Below are 22,202 nucleotides of genomic sequence, written 5' to 3'. Positions count from 1 at the left end.
ATCAATTCTGCCAATGAATACCAAAATCTATTCCAAATTATTTAGTGTCCTCTGGAATTAAAGCAAAATCTAAATGTCTTTTTATTAGGTCCGTATTCTTAACCATAACGGTTACTTCATCACCTAAGGTATATTTTTTCTTGGTACGTTCACCAATAATTGCGTATTCTCTCTCATCAAAGATAAAATAATCTCCCTTGATGTCCCTTATACGAATCATACCTTCACATTTATTGGAAATAATTTCAACATATATTCCCCATTCGGTAACCCCACTTATAACACCTCTAAATTCCTCATCTTTATGGTCTTGCATAAATTTGATCTGCATATACTTAATGGAATCTCTCTCAGCACTTGATGCTAAATATTCCATATCTGAAGAATGCTTACATTTTTTCTCAAATTCTTCCGCATTTGCAGATTTACCACCATCTAAATAATGCTGTAATAACCTATGCACCATTACATCTGGATATCTACGAATAGGGGAAGTAAAGTGAGTATAATAATCGAAAGCCAATCCATAATGACCAATATTATCAATGGTATAAATAGCCTTGCTCATACTACGTATGGTAAGTGTATCCACCATATTTTGCTCTCTTTTACCTTTTACATCTTCCAATAATTTGTTCAAAGAAGAACTAATGGTCTTTTTATCCTTAAAATCCAATTTGTGTCCAAATCTTGAAACAATACCGTTTAAAGCCATTAATTTATCTGGATCTGGATCATCATGAATTCTATAAACAAAGGTCTTTTTAGGTTTTTGTTTACCAATAAATTCGGCAACCTTTCTATTTGCCAAAAGCATAAACTCTTCTATAAGTTTGTTGGCATCTTTAGATTCTTTAAAGTATACACCTACTGGTTCGTTATTTTCATCAAGATTAAAACGTACTTCAACCTTATCAAAAGATAAAGCACCTTGATCCATACGTTTATCACGCATGATCTTAGCAAGTTCATCCATTTTTAAAGTTGCGTCAACAACTTCATCAGAGACCTTATACGCAGTTTCTCTTATAGAAATTTCCTCCGGTATTTCTCCACTACCTGTTTCAATAATATGTTGCGCCTCTTCATAAGCAAAACGTTCATTTGAATCTATTACAGTTCTACCAAACCATTGATTTCTAATAGTGGCATTTTCATCCAATTCGAAAATTGCGGAAAATGTATATTTTTCTTCATTAGGCCTTAAAGAACAAGCATTATTAGACAACACTTCCGGTAACATAGGCACTACACGATCCACTAGATATACCGAGGTAGCACGTTCGTAAGCTTCATCATCTAAAATGGTATCTTTTTGTAAGTAATGTGATACATCTGCAATATGAATACCTATTTCATAATTACCATTTTCCAATTTTTGAAACGACAATGCATCGTCAAAATCCTTAGCATCTTTAGGATCTATGGTAAAAGTAAGTACGTTACGTAAATCTTTACGCTTTCTAATCTCTTCCTCCTTAATACTGGTATCTAAACCATCTGCAAACTTTTGTACATCTTCCGGGAAAGAATAGGGCAAACCGTACTCCGCCAAAATGGAGTGAATTTCCGTATCGTGTTCACCAGGAATACCTAAAACTTGAGAAATTCTACCAAAAGGAGAATCTACATCATCTGGCCAATCTGTAATTTCAACCAATACTTTTTCACCATCTTTTGCATTGGCCAATTTATCCTTTGAAACAAAGATATCTGTATACATTCTAAAATCTGTAGGTCTTACAAAAGCAAAAGTTTTCTGCATATCAACAATACCCACAAAAGTAGTTTTATACCTTTCAAGTACCCTAACTACTTCACCTTCAAGTTTTTTACTCTTTTTTCTAGGATATATAAAAACCTCTACCTTATCTTTATGAAAAGCCTTGTTCAATTTATTTGAAGGTATAAACACGTCATCATCGATACCATCTACAACAATATAGGCATGACCTTTACCGGTTAAATCTACGGTACCTTCATAATAGGTCTTTGTATTCTCTAAAACTTTAAACTGACCACGATCTACTTCTTGAATTCTTTTTTTCTCTTTTAGCTGCGTAAGCCTTTTAATAAGAGTATTTCTATCTTGAGCATCGGTAATATTTATCTTAGCGGCAATTTGCTTATAGTTGAAACTTTTATTCGGTTCCTTTTCAAGAACGGTAAAAATTCCCTTAGTAATTTCGTTCTTTCTATGATTCTTCGCCTTCTTATTTCTTTTCGACATTAAACTTTTAATTTGTTGGAAAATTACGAATTATAATCCACTACCTGTTACACAACCATTTATTGAAAAGTTAAGCAAACTAGTTGTTATTAACATATATATCATATTAGGCATTTTTTCTTTTAAATTAAATTAAAAATTAATGATTATTATAGCTTGTTAATATCTAGAATAACTTATTTAGATATTACTTGACTTTATGAGATACTAATAGTTGTTGACAATAACTTTTATAAAACTATAATTGAATATCAGTATTTTGAGAAGTTATTAAACACAGTTTATAAGTGCTATTAACATGAATTTATTAATAACTAAATGTAATTTTAATGTTAACTAGGATTAGATTTTTGATGAAAATGAGCTAAAACTTTCTAATATTTAAATTCGTGTTAAGAAGATTAAAAGTGTAAGCAGATGTCAACATTAAAAAGCAAATATTTTAGCAACTTTTTCTAAACAATTTATGCAATGGGTAAACTCGTTTATAACATACTAATTAACAACTATTATTATTTAGTTGGTAACAATTGTTGTGAACCCCCTGTTTTTTGTTGTGAACCCCTGATTATTGTACCTTTAGCTTAGTTTATTAACTACCCCACAGCAAATAAACATTGAATAATTAACCTTAAACTATTATGCATATGAAAATTGCTATTGGTAATGACCATGCGGGTACAGCTTATAAGTTAGCTATTATAGGTTTGCTAAAATCTTTACAAGTAGAAGTTATTAATTATGGAACAGATGGTACGGATAGTGTTGATTACCCAGATTTTGCGCACCCGGTTGCTTTAGATGTTGAGGAAGGTAATGTAGATTTTGGAATATTGATCTGTGGTAGTGGTAATGGGGCATGTATGACGGCAAATAAACAACAAAATGTTAGAGCGGCGTTATGCTGGACAAAGGAAATTACGAAGTTGGCAAGAGAACATAATGACGCCAATATATTAAGCCTGCCCGCAAGGTACATAGCACTACCTCAAGCACTTGAAATGGTATCTACTTTTTTAAATACTTCTTTTGATGGGGGTAGACATGAACGAAGAATTGAAAAGATTCCTATTCAATAAATAGTTATTATAACTATGTTGATAACCTAAATAAGCTATTATAAGTATCTAAAAATTAATATGTTACATGGTAATAGATATAAACATAAGAAGTTAATTGAATAGATTTATGCTAGATATTAAAGTAAAAGGTTTTAATGAATTTAATAGTATAGAACTTTATAATGTGCTGCAGTTACGAAGTCAAATTTTTGTAGTTGAACAAGATTGTGTTTATTTAGATATTGATGGTAAAGATGATAAGGCATTACATGTAATAGGGCTAAGTAATAACAAAGTAGTTGCTTACACACGCATATTTAAGCCAGGTATTTATTTTGAACAAGCTAGTATTGGTAGGGTAGCCGTTCATGAGGATTATAGAAAATTTGGGTATGGTAAAATAATTATGCAATCCTCTATACAGGCGGTTAAAGAGCATTTTAATTGTACTGAAATAAAAATTTCCGCTCAAAAATATCTAACTAAGTTTTATTCAGATTTGGGTTTTACCGCAACAGGAGAAGATTATTTGGAAGACGGTATACCTCATATAGCAATGATCAAAAAATAATAAGTCCGCTCATAGCGGACTTATTTAAAATAATTCTTTTAAGGTGATTATATTTTGATAGGAGTTTTGTTGCTTAGGTTAATATCCTCTAACATATTATCCGTAAACTTATAATGACCTTTGGTGGTTATAATTCTAAATCGATTAGAGTTCATTCTACTCAAGGTATCTAAAAACAACCATTTGGATTTTAATAACCTAGTTTTTGGTGATTTTAAACTAATATCGAAATAATATTTTCTACCGTTTTTAATAGCTACTATGTCTGGAGTAACGTTGTCATCTTTCCCTTTTCTAACGTATGATTTTGGAGTTTCATAACCTTCAATATCAGCCTTAATATTTTCAAAACCAGTGGCTTCTAAATGTTGTATAGACTTTTCTAAAAATGCTGTGTTTTCTGACTTTTCTACTTTTACCATACCTAATAAGATAATAAAAAAAGTGACAATTCCTAATTTTAAACGTTGATTAACAATATGTTATGTTTATCAACATCAATATTTAGGAATTAAGGGAAATGTAGAAATGAGGAATAAAATTAAAAGAGAGCACTAAAATATTAGATATGCACGTTTAAATTATGCTTCCATAATTTTTTCAGATAATACTTTTCCTATTTTTTTAACCACACCTACCACTAAAGCATTACCCATAAAAAAAGCTCTTTTAGTATTAGAAATACCTTCTAGTAATGTATGATTATCTGGGAACATATTTAAGCGTTCCAATTCTATGGGAGTTAATCTACGAAGACCATTTTTAGTGTTGATAACATGTTTAAACCGTGATGGGCTTTTACCTCCCTCACCGGTAATAATGGTTCTTGAAGCATTATCCAATGCATCTGGAAAAACCATACTACCTTCATTGTAATGATATATAAATCCAGATTTTGAAGTTCTGGTTTCTTTTTTAGCACCTTTTAAATAGTGCCATTTATCATGGTCTTCTTCTGGAATGTAAAATTCGTTTAAAATAGATTCTTTCTGTAGAATATCTCCCAAGACAGTTCTTTTTCCAACATAGCTGGCTGTTGTTTTGGTAGTATGAACCTTTCCTTTTATAAAAACCCCGGTATTTTGAAATGGAGATAATTTTTCGCCCAAATTAAAATTTTCTGACAGTGCTACCAGATTATCTTTAATATCAAAAGATTGCATTTTAGAGGAAGTACTGGTAATAGGAAACGCTGTTGCTATAGTTCCTTTTTCAAAAATCCACTCTGCGGCTTCAGCTTTTTTAAATTGTTTATAAAGCGGAGTAGATTTATGGTATCCTAAGAAAAAAATACGTCTTCGTCTTTGTGGCATTCCATAATCCGCAGCGTTAATAACCCTCCATTCTACTGCATATCCTAAGTCATCAAGACTTTTTAGCATAATGGCAAAATCTCTACCACGTTGTGTAGAAGGAGATTTCAGCAAGCGATCTACATTTTCTAAAAACAGGTATTTAGGAGGATGTTTTTTTTTAGATAAAATACGGTGAATACTCCACCATAACACTCCTTTTTTACCAATTAGTCCTTTAGAATTATGAAGGGTAGTTGCTACCGAATAGTCTTGGCAAGGAAAACCTCCTACCAAAATATCGGCATCTGGAATTTCTTTTGTAGGAACTTCCGATATGTCTTGATTACGGTGGTTGTTTGATCCAAACCTAGCTTCGTACACCTTAGATGCATGTTGCATTTTTGTGCTGGGTTCAAATTGATTGCTCCAAACTACCTCAAAATTGTCAGTATCTTCTAATCCTAAGCGAAATCCACCTACACCTGCAAAAAGTTCTATGACCTTTAGTTTCTTCATTTGCGATAAAATTACATAATTTCACAAGGCTATTACTATTAGAAATTGTTTAAGGATGAAGAGAATATTGCTAACAAAGGCTTTTGTATTGATTTTGATTACTTTAAATAACTCGTGTGGAGTTCGTATGGGTCAAAAGAAAGTTCTTGCCAGTGAGATAGAACAAATTAAGAATACGTTTGCTCCAGATAAACGAACTGCGTTATTTAATATAGATGTTTTAGATGGTCCTTCAGGATTTACTTTAATAGGTGAAACAAATTTACCCAGGGCAATTGATTCTTTAGAAGCTGTTTTAAGTGAAAAGGGGATAGTGGCTACCAATGAAGTTAACGTATTACCTGCAGATAACCTAGAGGGTATGACAAAGGCAGTGATAAACATTTCTGCCGCCAATCTAAGAAGTAACCCTAAACATTCAGCAGAATTGGCAACTCAGGCTACTTTGGGTACAGTGGTCAATGTACTTAAAAAAGAAGGAGATTGGTATTTGATACAAACGCCAGATAAGTATTTGGCATGGGTAGATCCCGGTGGAATTCAGTTAATGAACAACGCTGAGATTACAGCATGGAAATCATCAGAAAAGATTATTTATACCAATACCTATGGGCATGCATTTAGTTCTATAGATGCTGAGAATAGAATATCTGATGTAGTTGCAGGAAGTATTTTAAAATTAGTGGGTAGTGATGAAAGCCATTTTAAAATAGCATTTCCAGATGGTAGACAAGCTTATATTTCAAAAGATGAAGCGCAAGAATATAAGACTTGGTTATCTAGTTTGGATTATACGGCAAATTCGCTGATAGAAACCTCTAAAACATTAATGGGTGTTCCTTATTTGTGGGGCGGTACTTCTACAAAAGGTGTAGATTGTAGTGGTTATACAAAAACCATTTATTTTTTAAACGGTATGGTTATACCACGTGATGCTTCTCAACAAGTACATGCTGGTAAGCCAGTAGATTCTATAGCAGATTTCAGCAAATTGGAAAAGGGAGATTTATTGTTCTTTGGAAGAAAAGCTACAGACTCAACCGCAGAAAAAGTTGTACATGTAGGTATGTGGATCGGGGACAAACAATTTATACATTCTTCTGAAATGGTAAGAATAAGTAGTGTAGATAAAGAATCTCCAAATTATGATGCCTTTAATGTAGGTAGGTATTTAAGAACTCAAAGATTATTAAATGAAGATGACCCATTACTTCAAAATTTAAAGATCAACCAACCGATCAAAGATTAATAAGAAGTTTACTAAATACCGAAATAGGTGGTTCATCGAATTTAAGGGAAAAAGTATAACATAGTAATTATGTACCCGTTTTATGATAGATATCTATCAATTACGTGTCATGAAAAAAACGTTTCTTTTAGTTTTAATCAGTTGTTTTGTAGGGTCATATATGGGCATTGCCCAAAAAGATGTTGCTACCTTATATTTTAAAGATGGTAAAAAGCTTACAGGTTTTGCTAAGCTTATTAATGGTGATCAAGTAAAATTCAAAAAAAGTAAAAGTGACAAAGCGGAAAAATTTCACTTTGATAATCTAGAACAAGTAGTAATCAATGATAAGGAAAAAGCCTCTACCTATATCTATTTAGAAACCCGTAAAGGCTATTTCAATGTGGTGCGGGAATTGGAGATAGGTACTGTTAATCTATATGTTCTTGAACAAACAGGGTATTCTTCTCCAATGTTCGTAGGTGGTGCAAATGGGCAAATGAACATGATGCATGGTAATTACTATGATATTAAAAATCTATATGTAAGTAAAGGAGTAAATGGTGAAATAACCCATTTAGGTTCTAATCAGCTCTTTAGTAAAAACTTTAAGAATGCAGCTTCAGATTACTTTGCCGATTGCCCAGAATTGGTGGCAAAAATTCAAAATAAAGAATACAGGAAAAAACATGTAAAAGACATTGTACACTTTTACAATCTTAAATGTAATGGACAACATGTGGTTTTAACAAAGCAAAGTAAAACACCTTAAGGCAAGCCCATGAGGCATTCAAAGGAAACAAACTTTTAAATTCCAGGCTAGCCTCGGGGTATTATACCCTTTGGCGGTGCCAATAAATAATATCGTACAAACAGGTTAATTCTTAGTTATAAACGCACGAATATCTTTACTTAACTTTATTAGATCTGGTTCATGGGTGTACATCATATGACCTGCTTCATAATACTTCATTTCAACACGTTCCTTAACAATTCCGTTTCTATCAAAAGTATATTCAGCATCAAAAAACGGAGTAATCAAATCATAGTATCCGCTGGCTACCATTACTTTCATAGCAGTATTTCTACGCATGGTTTCACCTAGGTCAGGAGCCGTATTAACAGGCATGGGTTCCCAGTATTGACCATCTGGTACCGTTCTCCATCTCCAATTAGAACCTCCACCAGAAGTAATATACGGTCTATCCATTTTTACCTTTAATTCTGATGCAAAATAATGATTTAAGCTTGCGGTATAGGCAGCGCTTATTTGATAACTGGCTGCATCGCCCAAATGTGGTTTTTCAGATACTTTATCCTCTTCATTTCCCATAAATCTTCCGTCAAGTCTACCAATTGCCAAACCTTTATCTTCTAATAGTTTCTTCTGAAAACGGCCCATTAGAATTCTCAAATTAGATTGTAGAATATATGTTTTATCCAATCCAGTAAAATAAGAGAGTTTTTCTGCCAAACTATTCTTTTCCAGATCACTTAAAGAATTGCCTTTGTATAAAGCTGGCACATAGGTATTGTATGTAAAATCTCTACATTCCTTTGTAAAACTTTCCAATGTTTTGCCTTGCCCCGCTTTTTTATGGTACCATGCTGTTGCCGCCATGCTTGGTAAATAGGTAATGAATGAAGTTATGTTATTAGATATAGATGTTGAGCCTGCATAATCTAAAGCTTGGGAAATTAAAATCATTCCATTTAACGCCATATTTTGACCAGAACCTTCTAATGCTTTTCCAAGAGCGGCGGCACGTGTTGTTCCGTAACTTTCACCAGCTAAATACTTAGGTGAGAACCAACGTTCATTTTCGGTAACCCATTTTCTAATAAATTGGGCAAAGGAATTTACATCTTCCTTTAACCCGTAAAAGTCTTTTCCTTCACCTTTCCCTACCAATCTGCTGTAACCGGTACCTACTGGATCTATAAAAACCAAATCTGTAATATCTAATAAACCATGATCATTATTTACTAGATGGTAAGGTGCCGCACCATCATCTGATTTGGCATCAGAATCTACTTTTACAACCTTGGGTCCAAAGAATCCCATATGTAACCACATTGAAGCAGAACCTGGTCCGCCATTGAAGACAAAGGTTACCGGTCTTTTGGTAACATCTCCTATATTGGTTTTAGTGTAGGTAACAGACCAAAATGTAGCTATAGAATCTCCTTCTTTATTGGTCAAGTAAGTTTCTTTTGCTGTAGTGGTGTATTCAATGTTTTTACCGCCAAAAACCCCTTGGTGTTTGGTAACAAAAGATTTTGTTGGGGGTATAGGTTTTATATTTTTCTCATTTTTTGAACTTTGTCCATAAAGCGATGGAATTAGTAAAAAACAAACGGTAAGAAAGAATAGATTTCTCATGATATATTGTAGTAAAAGTAGTTTTATTAGCTCTTTTAAAAGTAGCATAATATTTCTACGTATGATCGTCTTATTAAAAATCAAATGTATTTTAATGAAACCTACATTTCTAACAACTTAACATTGAGTATATTTAGAAATAGAATAGTATTGTTTTATATCAATTTTTATAGCAACTATATGAAAACAACGTTACGTAAACAACATACCATGATGTCAATATTATTCTTTGTGATCGGATGTGGTATTGCCAGCTCACAACAATTAAATGATGGTTGGGAAACCATGTTCAATGGTAATGATTTAAAAGGATGGACCACAAAAGTACATCATTATGAAGTTGGTGATAATTATGCTGATACCTTTAGGGTAGAGGATGAGATCATAAAAGTAAGATATGATAAGTATGAGGGTGATTTTAATAATAGATATTCTCATCTCTATTATGATCGTCCATTTTCCGATTTTCATTTAACTATGCAATATCGTTTTGTTGGAGAGCAGTATAAAGGAGCACCAGATTATACTATTCTTAATAGTGGTGTCATGTTTCATTCACAAGACCCAAGAACCATGTTGAAAGAACAAGATTGGCCTATTAGTGTTGAAATGCAATTTTTAGCGGGAGTGGAAGAAGGTGTAGAACGACCAACAGGTAATATGTGCTCACCAGGTACGGATGTAGTTTTTGAAGGTAGAATAGACCCAAGGCATTGTATAAATTCTACATCGGATACCTTTTACGGAGATCAATGGGTAACCGCAGAATTAGTTGTATATCATGATTCATTGGTTAAACATATTGTTAATGGTAAAACAGTATTGGAATACACAAAACCACAAATAGGGGGTGGTGTGGCAACCGGTTATTATCCTAAGATGAAACAAGATGGTAAACTTTTAAAAGAAGGATTTATAGCATTGCAAAGCGAGGGTCAACCAATTGACTTTAAGAATATTAAAATACGCAACTTAAAAGGCTGCACAGACCCTAAGGCTTTGAACTATAAGGAGTACTATAAAATTTCAGATAAAGGGGCGTGTACTTATGAATAGGTCTATTTTAAAATAGCACTGTATTTTGAGTTATTGCTTAATAGTTCTGTTGCTGCCAAAATAGCTTCGTCATTATTCAAGTAATATTGGTACAGGCCATCTCTATAAAAATAGCGCTTTACTATTTCATCTTCTAAATTCTTTTGAATTTCGCTTTGGTATTTATCCAACGCATTAAGTTTGCCTTTTTCAATGTTGGCTAGCAACGTTTTGTAACTATCCTTAACATCTGACCCTAAAAAGTCGTTCTCGTCGCCTGAGAGTGCTTTTTTAATAGCTTGTTCCGCCTTAGTCTCAAAAGAGAAGCTACTTTGCTTTACATAATTTTTAAAAGCATTAAAATCGGCATCTGTAAATTTAAAATCGTTTACATCTGCATAACTGTGGGTGTAATGGTAGTCTGTGGCATAATCAAAAATGACATTGTTCTGTAAAAGTGCCAAGGTAAGATCATTGGTTTTAGAAGTGGCTACTTCAATATCTGGCAAAATACCACCGCCATCTTGTACTTTTCTACCATTACGCGTAGTAAAATCATTGAACGTAGTATTACGAACGGCATTGCCACTTTCATCTCTGTTCCAATAATCCAATGATTGTATGCAACGACCAGACGAAGTATAATATCTAGAAATGGTAACTTTTAGTTGTGTACCGTAAGTTAATTTTAATGGGCGTTGTACCAAACCTTTACCAAAGCTTCTTGCACCCATGATCACTGCTCTGTCTAAATCTTGTAAACTACCAGATACAATTTCACTGGCAGAGGCGCTGCTACCGTTTACTAAAACAACCAGTGGTATTTTTTCATCTACAGGTTGGTTGTTGGTGTGGTATTCTCGGTTGAATTTTTTAACCTTTGATTTTGTGGTCACCACAAGCTCACCTTTTGGAACAAATAAATTGGTCACATTTATAGCTTCAGATAATAATCCGCCTGGGTTATCCCTAAGATCTAAGATGATTTTTTCGGCACCTTTTCCTTTAAGGTCCAATAATGCCGCTTTAGTTTGATCGGTAGCTTTCGCATTGAATTTTGCAAGAACAATGTATCCAGTCTTATTATCTATCATTTTAAAGAACGGTACGGCATCTACCTCTATACCTTCACGGGTTATGCTGGTAGTTTTTAATTTGCCTTGTCTTTTGTAAGTAACGGTAACCGTAGATCCGTTAGCCCCTTTTAAAAGCTCACTGGCGTTATTTTCAAAATCTGCTACTTTGATATCTCCGATCTGTATTAATTCATCACCAGCCTTTAATCCTGCTTTATCTGCCGGGTAGCCCTCATGTGGTTCAATGATTAATAATCTATCATCAAACGAACGTACCATGGCACCAATACCAGAATATTCACCGGCATTGTTTATACGATACGTTTCAACATCTTGTTCGTTCAAAAATTTGGTATAGGGATCCAATTCATTCAGCATATTTTTAATGGCGGTATCCATTAATTCTGCCGGGTTGGTTTCATCCACATAGTTCATGTTCAATTCTTTGAACAAGGTGGTAAAGATTTCAATTTGCTTAGCTATTTCGAAAAAATCACTTTTATAACTACTTCCAATGAAGAGAAAGGCAATGGCTATTATGGGTACAAGTACTTTTTTACTTACTATTTTTTTCATCAATTTGTAGCTTAAACTTGTTTAAAACGAGCTTCATTTTATGATCTAACTGCTCAAAGGTGGGCATATCCTTACCAAGGTATAAAAATAGAAACGCAAAGTTAGCATCTGTATTGTTAAAAACCTCTGCTTTATTACGTCTATAACTCTCTCTAAGTAAGCGCTTGATCCTGTTTCGATCCACTGCGCTCTTAAAATTTCTTTTAGATACGGTGACTGCTGATTTAATAGAAATCTCTTGCTTTTCCGTAGATAAATAAATCAATTTCAAAGGGTATACAGAAATACCTTTACCCTCTCCAAATAATTGGGTGATGAGTATTTTGCTTTTAAGTTTTTCCTTTTTTCCGAAGGATTGATCCATTATAAAAAATGCATTTAAAAAGAATTAGCCCCCAAGTTGGGGGCATAAATATCTTAAACTTTACAAGAACTTACTATTCTGCTTGCCAAACATTATTCTCTAAATTAACATCTGCCATTAATTGAGAAGGGTCTATCACTATGGCTTGAATAGAAGATATTGGTTTTTGAATATCAAAATCATAAGTTGGATAAGCCCAAGCCCAATCTTTGATAACCGTTCTTTTAATACCCTCATAAGGGTTTTCCTTTTCACCGCGCATCATTTGTAATGGAGCATAGAAAGTTTCTCTGCTGCCATCATTATACACAATCAATATATCTATAGGCATTGGCATTAAGCCTATACGTTCTAAAGTTACTTTTGTAACATTGTCTTCAGCGGTAACCGTTTTTATACCGTAATCAATAGTATTGGTAGTTTGTGTCCAATCTGTTAAGTACCAATCTAACTCAACACCGGATATTTTTTCAGCAACACGTTTAACATCGTTTGGTACTGGATGTTTAAATTTAAATTCATCGTAATAGGTGCGGATGGTTTGCATCAATTTATCTTGACCAATTACATAACCTAGTTGAGAAAGGAAAATAGATCCTTTACTGTATGCAGAAATGCCATATGCAAAATTAAGTGCATAACGATCGGCATGTGTTGTTTGTGGCTGTTCTTTGCCAGACAAAGCCAAGTTTCTATAACCTTTGTAAGTGCTCTCGAACGGATTTTCCTTGTCCAAATCCATTATTTCACTCATACAAAGTTTAGATATGAACGAAGTAAACCCTTCATCCATCCATTCATGCTTGCTTTCATTTGTTGCCAATATATGTTGAAACCAAGAATGTGCAAGTTCATGAGCCATTACACCAACCAAACTACCAAATTTGCGATCACCCGTAATTAAAGTTGACATAGCATATTCCATACCACCATCACCACCTTGAATAACAGAGTATTGGTCATATGGATATTTACCAATATTCTTACTGAAGAACTCCATTGCCTCAATGGTCTTAGGCTGAAGATTTTTCCAGTTCTCTAATATTTTAGGATCATCCTTATACAAAAAATGTAACACAGGACCGTTAGGCACTTGTTGTATATCATGAATATAATCTGGATCTGCCGCCCACATAAAGTCATGTACCATTGGTGCCTTAAAGTGCCAAGTTAAGGTCTTACCTTTTTGCTTTTTAACTTTTGTACCGGGAGTTTCATATCCATGCCCTATTTCATCGGCATTTTGTAAATAACCAGTTCCACCAACGGTGTAATCCTTATCAATAGTCAATTTTACATCAAAATCTCCCCAAACACCTTGAAACTCTCTAGCTATGTACGGATCGGCATGCCAACCTTCAAAATCATATTCCGCTAATTTTGGATACCATTGGCTCATAGATAAGGCAACACCTTCTTCGCTATTTCTTCCTGAACGTCTAATCTGTAACGGCACTTGACCTTTAAATTCCATATTAAAAGTAGACTTGGCACCTGCAGGAATGGGTTTTGCAAGGTCAACCACCAATATAGTACCTTCTTCAGAAAAAGAAACTTCGCTACCATCTTGTGTCAAAGAAGTTGCATGTAAATAGCCTTGTTCACTTTCTGCAAGCAAAGCTATTCTACTTTTCTTATCAGCCGTTGTCATTCTACCATCTGGGTCGGCAATGTTCTGCAGGCGAATATCCATTTCACTACCTGGTTGAAAAGCATTGAAATACAAGTGAAAATATACTCTTTTAAGCTCATCTGGAGAGTTGTTGGTATACACTAGTTTTTGTGTACCGGTATACTGAAAATTATCAACATCCATGTCTACGGCCATGGTATAATCTACATGTTGTTGCCAGTAATTTGTAGTATTTTGGGCAAATACTGCCATAGAGCATAAAGCCGTAAAAAATGTGAAAAATGATTTAGTCATCTGAGTTATTTATAATTAAAGTTTAATCTGACCTGCTGCAACTTTACTCGCCATTACCAAGGCGTTATACGCATTTGCAATTTTACCAGAGGTAGAGATTTCATCTAAAGAAGCACTTTTGCCGGTATTTTTACCTAAAACCACTTTTGTTTTAATTGGAAGTCCTGATTGTAAAATTATTTTCTTCACCTGTGCAGCCGTTAAACTTGGATATTGAGACATAACCAAGGCGGCAACCCCTGCAACACCAGGTGCGGCCATTGAAGTACCTGGAGAATATTCATAATCATTGTTTGGGTAAGTAGAATAGATATCTGTACCCGGGGCAAAAATATCGACATTTATTTTACCGTAGTTAGAATAGCTGGCTACAAGCTCTGACCCATATTTAGGGTTTAAAGCACCCACCGTAATTACGTTATCTGCAATTTCAGGTCCGTTGTTAACTTGGTCATTTGGGAAGTTGGCGTTAACAGGATTATCAAGATCGGCACCATCATTACCGGCAGCATGTACAAAAAGTACGTTATTATCTGCAGCATATTTTATGGCATCATAAACCCATTGTGCATTTGGAGAAAAAGACTTTCCAAAACTACCGTTTATAATACGCGCACCATTGTCAACGGCATATCTTATACCTCTAGCGATATCTTTATCATATTCATCTCCGTTAGGTACTGCCCTTATGCTCATAATAGCTACATTGTTGGCAACACCGTTAACCCCAATTCCATTATTACGTTCAGCACCAATAATACCTGCTACGTGCGTACCATGGCTCTCATCATCTACCCTGTTCATTGGGTTGCCGTTACCATAATCTACATCTGTAAAATCATAAGGATCATCACCAACGCTCTCACGACCGTTAAAATCTTTGTTTAGATTGTAGTTCAGTTGCTCTGTGTAATATTTGATACCGTTGTTCAATTCTTCAAGAACTTCGGGTATAGTATCTTTTATACCGAACATTTGATTTAGAATGGCAATATTACGCTGCATGGTTTCATCGGTCGCGGTAATAGTGGCTAAATCTTGTTTAGTATACGTATCCTTTTTCAAGTATTTCTTTACGTCCGCATCGGCATTTTTTACTGCCTGATATATAGATTCATATTGTTCTTTACCTTGAAGAGCTTCGTTATATTTAGAATCAAGTTTGGTTTTTGCCTTGGCTAAAGTTGCTGCATCCCCTATGTTTAAACGAAGCATACGAACATATTCCAATTGTTCATTATATGACTCTCCTAAGAAATTATAGCCATGTATATCATCTATATAACCATTACCATCATCGTCTATACCGTTACCGGGTTTTTCTTTTGTATTGGTCCATAAAACTCCGTCTAGATCTTCATGGTCGAGGTCAATTCCAGAATCTAGGACTGCAACTATGGTTTTTGTTCCCTTTTTGTTTTTAATGATTTCTGCGTAAGCTTTATCTACACTCATACCCGGTATGGTATCTGTTACTAGATCTAAGTGTCCCCAATTATTTTTTTCAGCTGTTGTTAAATCTGAAATCTTTAAAGGAGTAGCATCAATGTTTTCTACTGGAGTAAGAATTAAACCGCTGCTAGTGGCTGTATTTGTGCTTCCGCATCCTGAAATTACGGCCGCTAATGAAAGGGCAAAGATTGATTTAAGAGATGTATTTGTCATATAAGGGAAAACGTTTAGTTAATGTTTATCGTTAGAATTTAAAAGTGTAGAGTTAGTTGAAGAGCTCGTTGAAAGTGTATACTTGATCTAACCTAACTCCTCTTTCTGTATGTTTTAAGGTACAAAGTTGATTGTGAGCATCGTGTTCAAAGAATAAGTAGTAGTTATTTTCCACAGCTTCATTTAAAAATATTTCTTTTTCGGTCATAGTAACCAATGGTCTGGTATCATAGCCAATAACATAGGGCAAGGGAATATGACCTACCGTTGGTATAAGATCTGCCATGTAGGCTATGGTTTTGTCTTGATAGGTAAATTGTGGTAACATTTGTTTCTCCGTATGGCCGTCTACAAAACGGATATCAAAACCAAGCGGACTGTTCTTTAAAAAGCTATTATCCGTTGGGTCAACAAAAGTTAGTTGTCCACTTTCTTTCATGGGATATAGGTTTTCTTTTAAAAAAGAAGCTTTTTCCCTAGGGTTAGGTTCGGTAGCCCATTTCCAGTGTTTTTCATTGGTCCAAAACTTGGCATTTTTAAAAGCGGGTTCATACCCCGTTCTATTTTTGTTCCATTGGATTGTACCACCAACATGGTCAAAATGAAGGTGGGTCAAAAAAACATCGGTAATATCATCTCTATGAAAACCATATTTATTTAAAGATGAGTCTATATTAAAATCTCCCCATCTGTAGTAGTAACCAAAAAACTGATCAGATTGTTTATTGCCCATACCGGTATCAATTAAAACTAACCTGTCCCCATCTTCTATCAAAAGACTTCTGGCGGCAATATCAATTAAATTGTTTTCATCTGCAGGATTCGTTCTTTGCCAAATGGTTTTAGGAACCACCCCGAACATTGCACCACCGTCCAACTTAAAATTACCAGTTTCAATGGGATAAATTTTCATAAGGGGCAAAATAGTAAAAGTGTACCAAATCTTATGATTATTAAGAAGATATTATAATTTAACCCTAGATAAAGGGTGTTTTTCTGATGTTTTCACTGAATTGTGAAAGGGAGAAAATGTGTTTTTACCAAAAGTTTAATCTTCAGCAAGTAAATCGCCAATTTTATGATGTGCTAGAGGTTTGGTCAAATGCTTTTTAACAATAGCATATTCTTTTCCTCTTTCAGAATCTATAGAATCTATAGATGAGCTCAATATGTAAATTTTACAATGATTTACGAGTATTTCCGGTAGTTTTAAATATTCATCTAAAAATTCAAAACCGTTCATTCCCGGCATTTTAATATCCAGAAATATAACATCTGGAAATGCTTGAGGATTATCAATTACCCCATTCAAGTGCGTTAAAGCTTCTTGCCCAGAGGTCATAGTGATAATTTGAGAAATATTATCCTCTTTAGAGATAACGGCTTTATTAATGAAGTTATCTACGTCAGAATCGTCAATCAACAAAATATTAATATCCTTGCTCATATTATAATTTACCTGATTCATTTGGTATTGTTATCGTAAACGTTGAACCTTGTCCTATTTTAGATGTTACGTCTATTGTTCCTTTTAATTTTGCGATTACCTCTTTAACAATAAACAGCCCAATACCAGAGCCCATTACTTTAGAGGATACCCTATAAAACATTTCAAAAATTCTTTCTAATTCAACATCTTCAATACCAACACCGTTGTCTTTTACAACTAAGATAGCTTCTTTTTTAGATGTCTTTACATTTATATGAATAAAAGGTGATTCTTTATTAAGATCATGATACTTGATAGCATTTGAAATAAAGTTATTCAATAAAACCGAAACTCTCTTACTATCAGATACAAATTGTTCTTTATCATCTATATTAATATCAATTTTAATTTTTTTACTGTTTTCTAAATACCAGAAACTTTCAAGTGATTGTTCAATTAATGTATTAAAATTAATGGGTTCAAAATCAATATTTTTGTGTTTATTTCTTGAGTATTCAATAATATCTTTGATAAAACTATCCAGTCTTTCTATGGAAATCTCCATCATATCTATATGCTGATATAACTTAGGATCTACCCCTTCCATTTTAATTAGTTGTATTAAGCCCAATACAGAAGATAATGGAGCTCTCAATTCATGTGAAGCACTGTATACAAAACTATCTAGTTCTGAGTTGGTCTTTTGGAGTTCATTAAACTGCGATGCTAAAATTTCAGCAGTCTCTTTTCTCTTGGTATCGTCATTTAAGGTAACTAAAACCCTAGTTTGGTCTTTTATTTTTAAATATTCTTTTGATACCAAAACAGTTTTTTCCTGTCCGTTCTTGAGTGTTATTTTAAATTCTTCATTAGAAACTTTGCCTTTTTCTTGAAGTTGTATAATAGTATTGTTTCTTTTTTTAGTGTAATGCTCATTTAGAAATACAATACCAGAATCCATTATTTTTTTATTTATCAGGTCTTCTTTTGATACGTTCAATATATTGCAAACAGTAGCGTTTGCCTCTATTACTATTTCTTCTTCATCTAAAATGAGCATACCAATAAACTTATTTTCAAAAGCCTTGGCAAATTTCTCTTGACTTTCTTTAAGTGCTTTCTCGGCAAGTACGCTTTTGGTAATATCCATAGCAGTTCCTCTGTATATTATTGGGTTACTAGAATCATCAAAAACTACTTCTGACGAAGCCAAAAAATATTTGAAAGTATTATTTTTTAGTTTTGATCTATAGATATTTGGTGAATGATGTTTCTCACCTGGTTTGGATGATAAAATACTATCCATTAAATACAAATCTTCATGATATATAGTTTTCCTAACTAAATCTACGGTCATTTTAGTACTTGGGTCTATTTCATGTATGGCATACATTTCTTTAGACCATTCTACAACATCACCAGACATATCCCAATGCCAATATCCAATATTACCAATACGTATTGCGGCGTTCATTCTGTTCTGTAGTTCTAGAATCGCTTTTTCAGACTCCTTTTGTTCTGTAATATCTATAACTGTACCTCGAAATTTAATAGGAGATTCTTTTTTATCTAGCTCAACTTCCATTTGTATAAACAAATGCTTTAAAGACCCGTCTTTATGAAAAATTCTATAGGAAAATGAATGTGATTTTTTTTCGTTCTCTATCACATTTCTATGCATTTCTATATCATCTGGGTGTAAAAGACTTTCAATGAGTGGGATGGAAATTATGGTATCTGGTTTAACATCATAAATTTCATACATTCTTGGAGACCAGTTAATATTTTCTGTTTGAAAGTCAAAATCCCAATATCCAATTTTACCAATTCTTATGGCAGATTCCATTTTGTTTTTAAGATCAAGAATCTCAAAATCAGCTTCTCTTTGTTTAGTAATATCTAAAATTGTTCCACGAATATTGATGGCCCTATTGTTAGTATCCCTTTCTACTTCAATTTCTACCATTAAGTGCTTAATAGATCCATCTTTTATGATGATTCTATACGTAAAGGCATGAGTTGTTTTTTCTTTTAAAACTTGCCTTACATTTTTTCTATGCATTTCTAGATCATCCGGATGAATTAGACTTTCCAATAATGGTATATCTATGACCGCATCTTGTTCTAAATCATATATATTATACATCAATGGGGAGCAAATAAATACTTTAGATTCCATGTCAAAATCCCAATATCCAATTTTACCTATTCTTATGGCAGCATCCATTTTGCTTTGTAGAGCAAGAATTTCTTTTTGAGTTTTTTTACGTTCTGTTAGATCAAATCCTATGGCACCTATAGCAATTGGCTTGTTCGTAGTTTTATCTTTTATAGAAAAACCAGAAAATTCTAAGGGGGTAGGTATATTGGTTTTAAAGTTTTTTAGGGGAACTTCACCGGTCCATAGTCCCTTTTCCCTAATGGTCGGCAAATGTTCATTTGCTATGACATCTCTATAGTAGTCTTCGAAAAAATCATATATAGTACCGTTTTTTAGGTCAACATCTTTAGGTAGGTTCACTAATTTTTTTCCAGCATCATTTAAAAATAATGGTTTACCTTCTAAAGTTGCCAAACCTATAAAACCAGGACTATTTTCTATTACAGAGATAAGTTGTTGCTTTTCTTCATCTGCTTTTTTTCTATGGGTGATATCTCTAAAAAATACAGATAGACCGTTTGAAGATGGGTATAGATGATTTTCAACCCATCTGTCCACACTTTCATGATATTGCTCAAAATGTGTATATACTTGCCTGGTCATAGCTCCCATGAAGATGGCATAAGCTTCGGAATTTTTAAAGGTGGGAAATTCGTCCCAAAGATTTTTACCGATCATTTCCTTGGCATCCATACCAACCACTTTGGCAGCCTTTGCATTAATATCCATAAAATTCCAATTGGCATCGAAACTTACGTATGCATCAGAAATACGTTCAGTAAATTGTTTATACCTTTTTTCACTTGCGGCAATGGCCAAGTTTGCATTCTTAGAATCGGTTTGATCAATATAAATACTAAGACTATATTTTTCACCTAAGTATTCATAGGGTTCAATGGAAGTTATTAAGTGTAGGCTTTTACCATTTTTAGAGGTAAACTCAACTTCAATCTTATCAATTCTGTCAGAATTAATAAAGGCATTGTATGGAGTATTTTCTTCTTTCGTTTTTTCTAGGGCAATTAAATTAAGGTCTTGAATTGTTTTCCCTTTTATTTCTTCTAATGAATAACCGATCAAGTTGAGAAAATAACAATTGGCATCTACAATTTTTTTGTGCTGATTTTTAATAACCATACCCACGAACGGATTGTTATAGGCTTTACTGAATTTTGCCAAATTTTCTTGGGCTGTTAACTCAAGTTGTTTTCTTTGGGTAATATCCCTAACTATGCTCAAAATAGTGGAGTTACTCAACTTTTTGGCACTGACTTCACCATAGAATAGTGTTCCGTCTTTTTTTAGTAATTTACTTTCTGTACGTAGCGTTTGTCCTTCAAGTATTCTTGTGTAGGTCAAAGGCATATTTAGAGACTCATCTTTTAGTGATAGATCAGCAAGGTTTTTGTTCAATAGTTCTTTCTCACTATAACCGAACATTTTTATACCGTACGGGTTGGCATCTAATACATTTCCATTAAAGTCATTTAAAAAAATACCGTCAGAGGCCTCATTGATCAATTGTTTATATCGCTTTTTACTTTCGTTTAAAAGTGCTGTTTTTTCATCTACCAATCTTTCAAGTTTAGCAGGTTGACGCATTAAAAACCAAGAAAGTAAGCCACAAACAGAAGCAAGTAAAAAGCCTAGAATAGAAAAAAGAATTGCGGTAGCGTATGATTCTGTCTTATTTGAATATACATATAGTTTCCACTCCCCTTGGCTAGTGGTTAGTGGTAATGTAGTAATTCCGTCTTTGTAAATATTTTTAGAAACATAAAAGGTTTCTTCAGAGTTGTCAGAATTTATTTTTACAAGTTCATATGAAAAATCAGACATACCTATAGAGTCTAATTTTACCGAATTTACAACGGTGGATAAACGAACAACAGCTGCAACAAAACCATTAAATTCTCCATTTTTATATAATGGTCTTCTACCAACGATTCCTGATCCACCTTGTCTTAAATAAATTGGTCCAGCAGTATAATAGTCTTTTCTTTCTAAGGTGGTTATGGCGCCAAATTTATTATCTGGATCGTCCAAAATATTTAATCCAATTACATCATTGTTTTTAAGCGGATAAACGTGCGTAATTATACCTTTTGCATTTACCAATTCTAATGCGTCAACAGCCTTGTTACTATTTAAAAGTAAGTGGGCTACACTATCAAAATTTTCTGGAATACCATATTGATCAACAATAAATGCTAGAGTTTGTGTAGCATTGAAACTTTGACCTAGAACGTTTTGTAAATCAACTTTTAAATTTGATACCCGTTGTTCAATTTCTTGCTGGTCTGTCTTTTGGTCTAATTGGTATTTTTGATAGGCGATAAACTGTGTAATAACCAGAACTAGTAAAAATGACAAAAACCCATAAAATATTGGGTTTTTCAAAATTAAATGCTTTTCTGGAATAGACATTTTTGGTTATATGAGTTAATTGACCTATTCTATTATTTTTTTAATAGACTTTAAGATTTAATCCATAGTGGTAATTACGAAGTTATAAAAGTCTCGCCTATTATGATGTTTTTTCTGATACTTTTGTAAGATTAAACTTGGTGTATAAAACACATTTAATAATTGATATTGAAAGCAATACAGTTTTTTAAAAATTGCATGATACGTACCATAGTGCTATAATTCTCTTTTGTTAAACGTAACACCTTTATACAATGG

16 protein-coding genes are annotated in these 22,202 nt (G+C 33.5%); 5 read left to right on the top strand and 11 right to left on the bottom strand.

What is annotated here, in order from left to right; genetic code table 11:
* Nucleotides 1-37 precede the first annotated feature (37 nt).
* Complete coding sequence (gene rnr / locus VBZ51_RS08545) at nucleotides 38-2,230, bottom strand: ribonuclease R (RefSeq protein ID WP_416576646.1); 2,193 nt, start codon at nucleotides 2,228-2,230, stop codon at nucleotides 38-40.
* 647 nt (nucleotides 2,231-2,877) lie between these two features.
* On the opposite strand from rnr, the gene rpiB reads away from it, so the two are divergent.
* Both rpiB and VBZ51_RS08535 read left to right on the top strand, forming a co-directional pair.
* Nucleotides 2,878-3,309, top strand: a complete 432-nt coding sequence (rpiB, locus tag VBZ51_RS08540) for a ribose 5-phosphate isomerase B (RefSeq protein WP_058105117.1) — start codon at nucleotides 2,878-2,880, stop codon at nucleotides 3,307-3,309.
* Between the two features lie 109 nt (nucleotides 3,310-3,418).
* Entirely contained in the window at nucleotides 3,419-3,862 is a 444-nt protein-coding gene (locus VBZ51_RS08535) for a GNAT family N-acetyltransferase (RefSeq protein WP_058104593.1), read from the top strand.
* A 47-nt stretch (nucleotides 3,863-3,909) separates the two neighbouring features.
* Here VBZ51_RS08535 and VBZ51_RS08530 read toward each other — a convergent pair whose 3' ends face one another.
* The gene (locus VBZ51_RS08530) at nucleotides 3,910-4,284 is read right to left on the bottom strand and encodes a hypothetical protein (RefSeq protein ID WP_058104594.1); all 375 of its coding nucleotides are present in this window, start codon (nucleotides 4,282-4,284) and stop codon (nucleotides 3,910-3,912) included.
* A 159-nt stretch (nucleotides 4,285-4,443) separates the two neighbouring features.
* The gene (gene dcm, locus VBZ51_RS08525; RefSeq protein ID WP_058104595.1) at nucleotides 4,444-5,673 is read right to left on the bottom strand and encodes a DNA (cytosine-5-)-methyltransferase; all 1,230 of its coding nucleotides are present in this window, start codon (nucleotides 5,671-5,673) and stop codon (nucleotides 4,444-4,446) included.
* A gap of 55 nt (nucleotides 5,674-5,728) precedes the next feature.
* On the opposite strand from dcm, the gene VBZ51_RS08520 reads away from it, so the two are divergent.
* Both VBZ51_RS08520 and VBZ51_RS08515 read left to right on the top strand, forming a co-directional pair.
* Nucleotides 5,729-6,922 (top strand): C40 family peptidase, encoded by a 1,194-nt coding sequence (locus VBZ51_RS08520; protein ID WP_058104596.1) that lies wholly within the window; start codon nucleotides 5,729-5,731, stop codon nucleotides 6,920-6,922.
* Nucleotides 6,923-7,031: 109 nt separating this feature from the next.
* On the top strand, nucleotides 7,032-7,673 hold the full coding sequence (locus tag VBZ51_RS08515; protein ID WP_157490889.1) for a hypothetical protein: 642 nt from the start codon (nucleotides 7,032-7,034) through the stop codon (nucleotides 7,671-7,673).
* 105 nt (nucleotides 7,674-7,778) lie between these two features.
* Here VBZ51_RS08515 and VBZ51_RS08510 read toward each other — a convergent pair whose 3' ends face one another.
* Nucleotides 7,779-9,284: a S10 family peptidase gene (locus VBZ51_RS08510; RefSeq protein ID WP_058105118.1), complete on the bottom strand. Its 1,506-nt coding sequence runs from the start codon at nucleotides 9,282-9,284 to the stop codon at nucleotides 7,779-7,781.
* Nucleotides 9,285-9,464: 180 nt separating this feature from the next.
* Here VBZ51_RS08510 and VBZ51_RS08505 point away from each other — a divergent pair, with 180 nt between their 5' ends.
* Complete coding sequence (locus VBZ51_RS08505; RefSeq protein WP_058104598.1) at nucleotides 9,465-10,340, top strand: 3-keto-disaccharide hydrolase; 876 nt, start codon at nucleotides 9,465-9,467, stop codon at nucleotides 10,338-10,340.
* Nucleotides 10,341-10,342: 2 nt separating this feature from the next.
* Here the strand turns inward: VBZ51_RS08505 and VBZ51_RS08500 are convergent, their stop codons facing one another.
* From VBZ51_RS08500 to VBZ51_RS08470, 7 genes are all read right to left on the bottom strand, one after another.
* Nucleotides 10,343-11,971: a S41 family peptidase gene (locus VBZ51_RS08500; RefSeq protein WP_058104599.1), complete on the bottom strand. Its 1,629-nt coding sequence runs from the start codon at nucleotides 11,969-11,971 to the stop codon at nucleotides 10,343-10,345.
* Nucleotides 11,952-12,335, bottom strand: a complete 384-nt coding sequence (gene rnpA / locus VBZ51_RS08495; RefSeq protein WP_058104600.1) for a ribonuclease P protein component — start codon at nucleotides 12,333-12,335, stop codon at nucleotides 11,952-11,954. The genes VBZ51_RS08500 and rnpA overlap by 20 nt, the downstream gene beginning before the upstream one ends.
* 73 nt (nucleotides 12,336-12,408) lie before the next feature.
* Nucleotides 12,409-14,262, bottom strand: a complete 1,854-nt coding sequence (locus VBZ51_RS08490) for a M1 family metallopeptidase (RefSeq protein ID WP_416576645.1) — start codon at nucleotides 14,260-14,262, stop codon at nucleotides 12,409-12,411.
* A 15-nt stretch (nucleotides 14,263-14,277) separates the two neighbouring features.
* On the bottom strand, nucleotides 14,278-15,927 hold the full coding sequence (locus VBZ51_RS08485; protein ID WP_091608018.1) for a S8 family peptidase: 1,650 nt from the start codon (nucleotides 15,925-15,927) through the stop codon (nucleotides 14,278-14,280).
* Between the two features lie 52 nt (nucleotides 15,928-15,979).
* Entirely contained in the window at nucleotides 15,980-16,840 is an 861-nt protein-coding gene (locus VBZ51_RS08480; RefSeq protein WP_416576644.1) for an MBL fold metallo-hydrolase, read from the bottom strand.
* Nucleotides 16,841-16,975: 135 nt separating this feature from the next.
* On the bottom strand, nucleotides 16,976-17,395 hold the full coding sequence (locus VBZ51_RS08475; protein ID WP_416576643.1) for a response regulator: 420 nt from the start codon (nucleotides 17,393-17,395) through the stop codon (nucleotides 16,976-16,978).
* A complete protein-coding gene (locus VBZ51_RS08470) occupies nucleotides 17,376-21,890 on the bottom strand; it encodes a PAS domain S-box protein (protein ID WP_416576642.1) in 4,515 nt (1,504 codons plus the stop codon). Before VBZ51_RS08470 ends, VBZ51_RS08475 begins: the two co-directional genes overlap by 20 nt.
* Between the last annotated feature and the right edge of the window lie 312 nt (nucleotides 21,891-22,202).

Origin of the sequence: Maribacter sp. HS, assembly GCF_048059195.1 — a bacterium.
In the GTDB taxonomy this organism is placed as follows: Bacteria; Bacteroidota; Bacteroidia; order Flavobacteriales; family Flavobacteriaceae; genus Maribacter; species Maribacter dokdonensis.
This window is presented reverse-complemented; position numbering and strand designations above follow the sequence as displayed.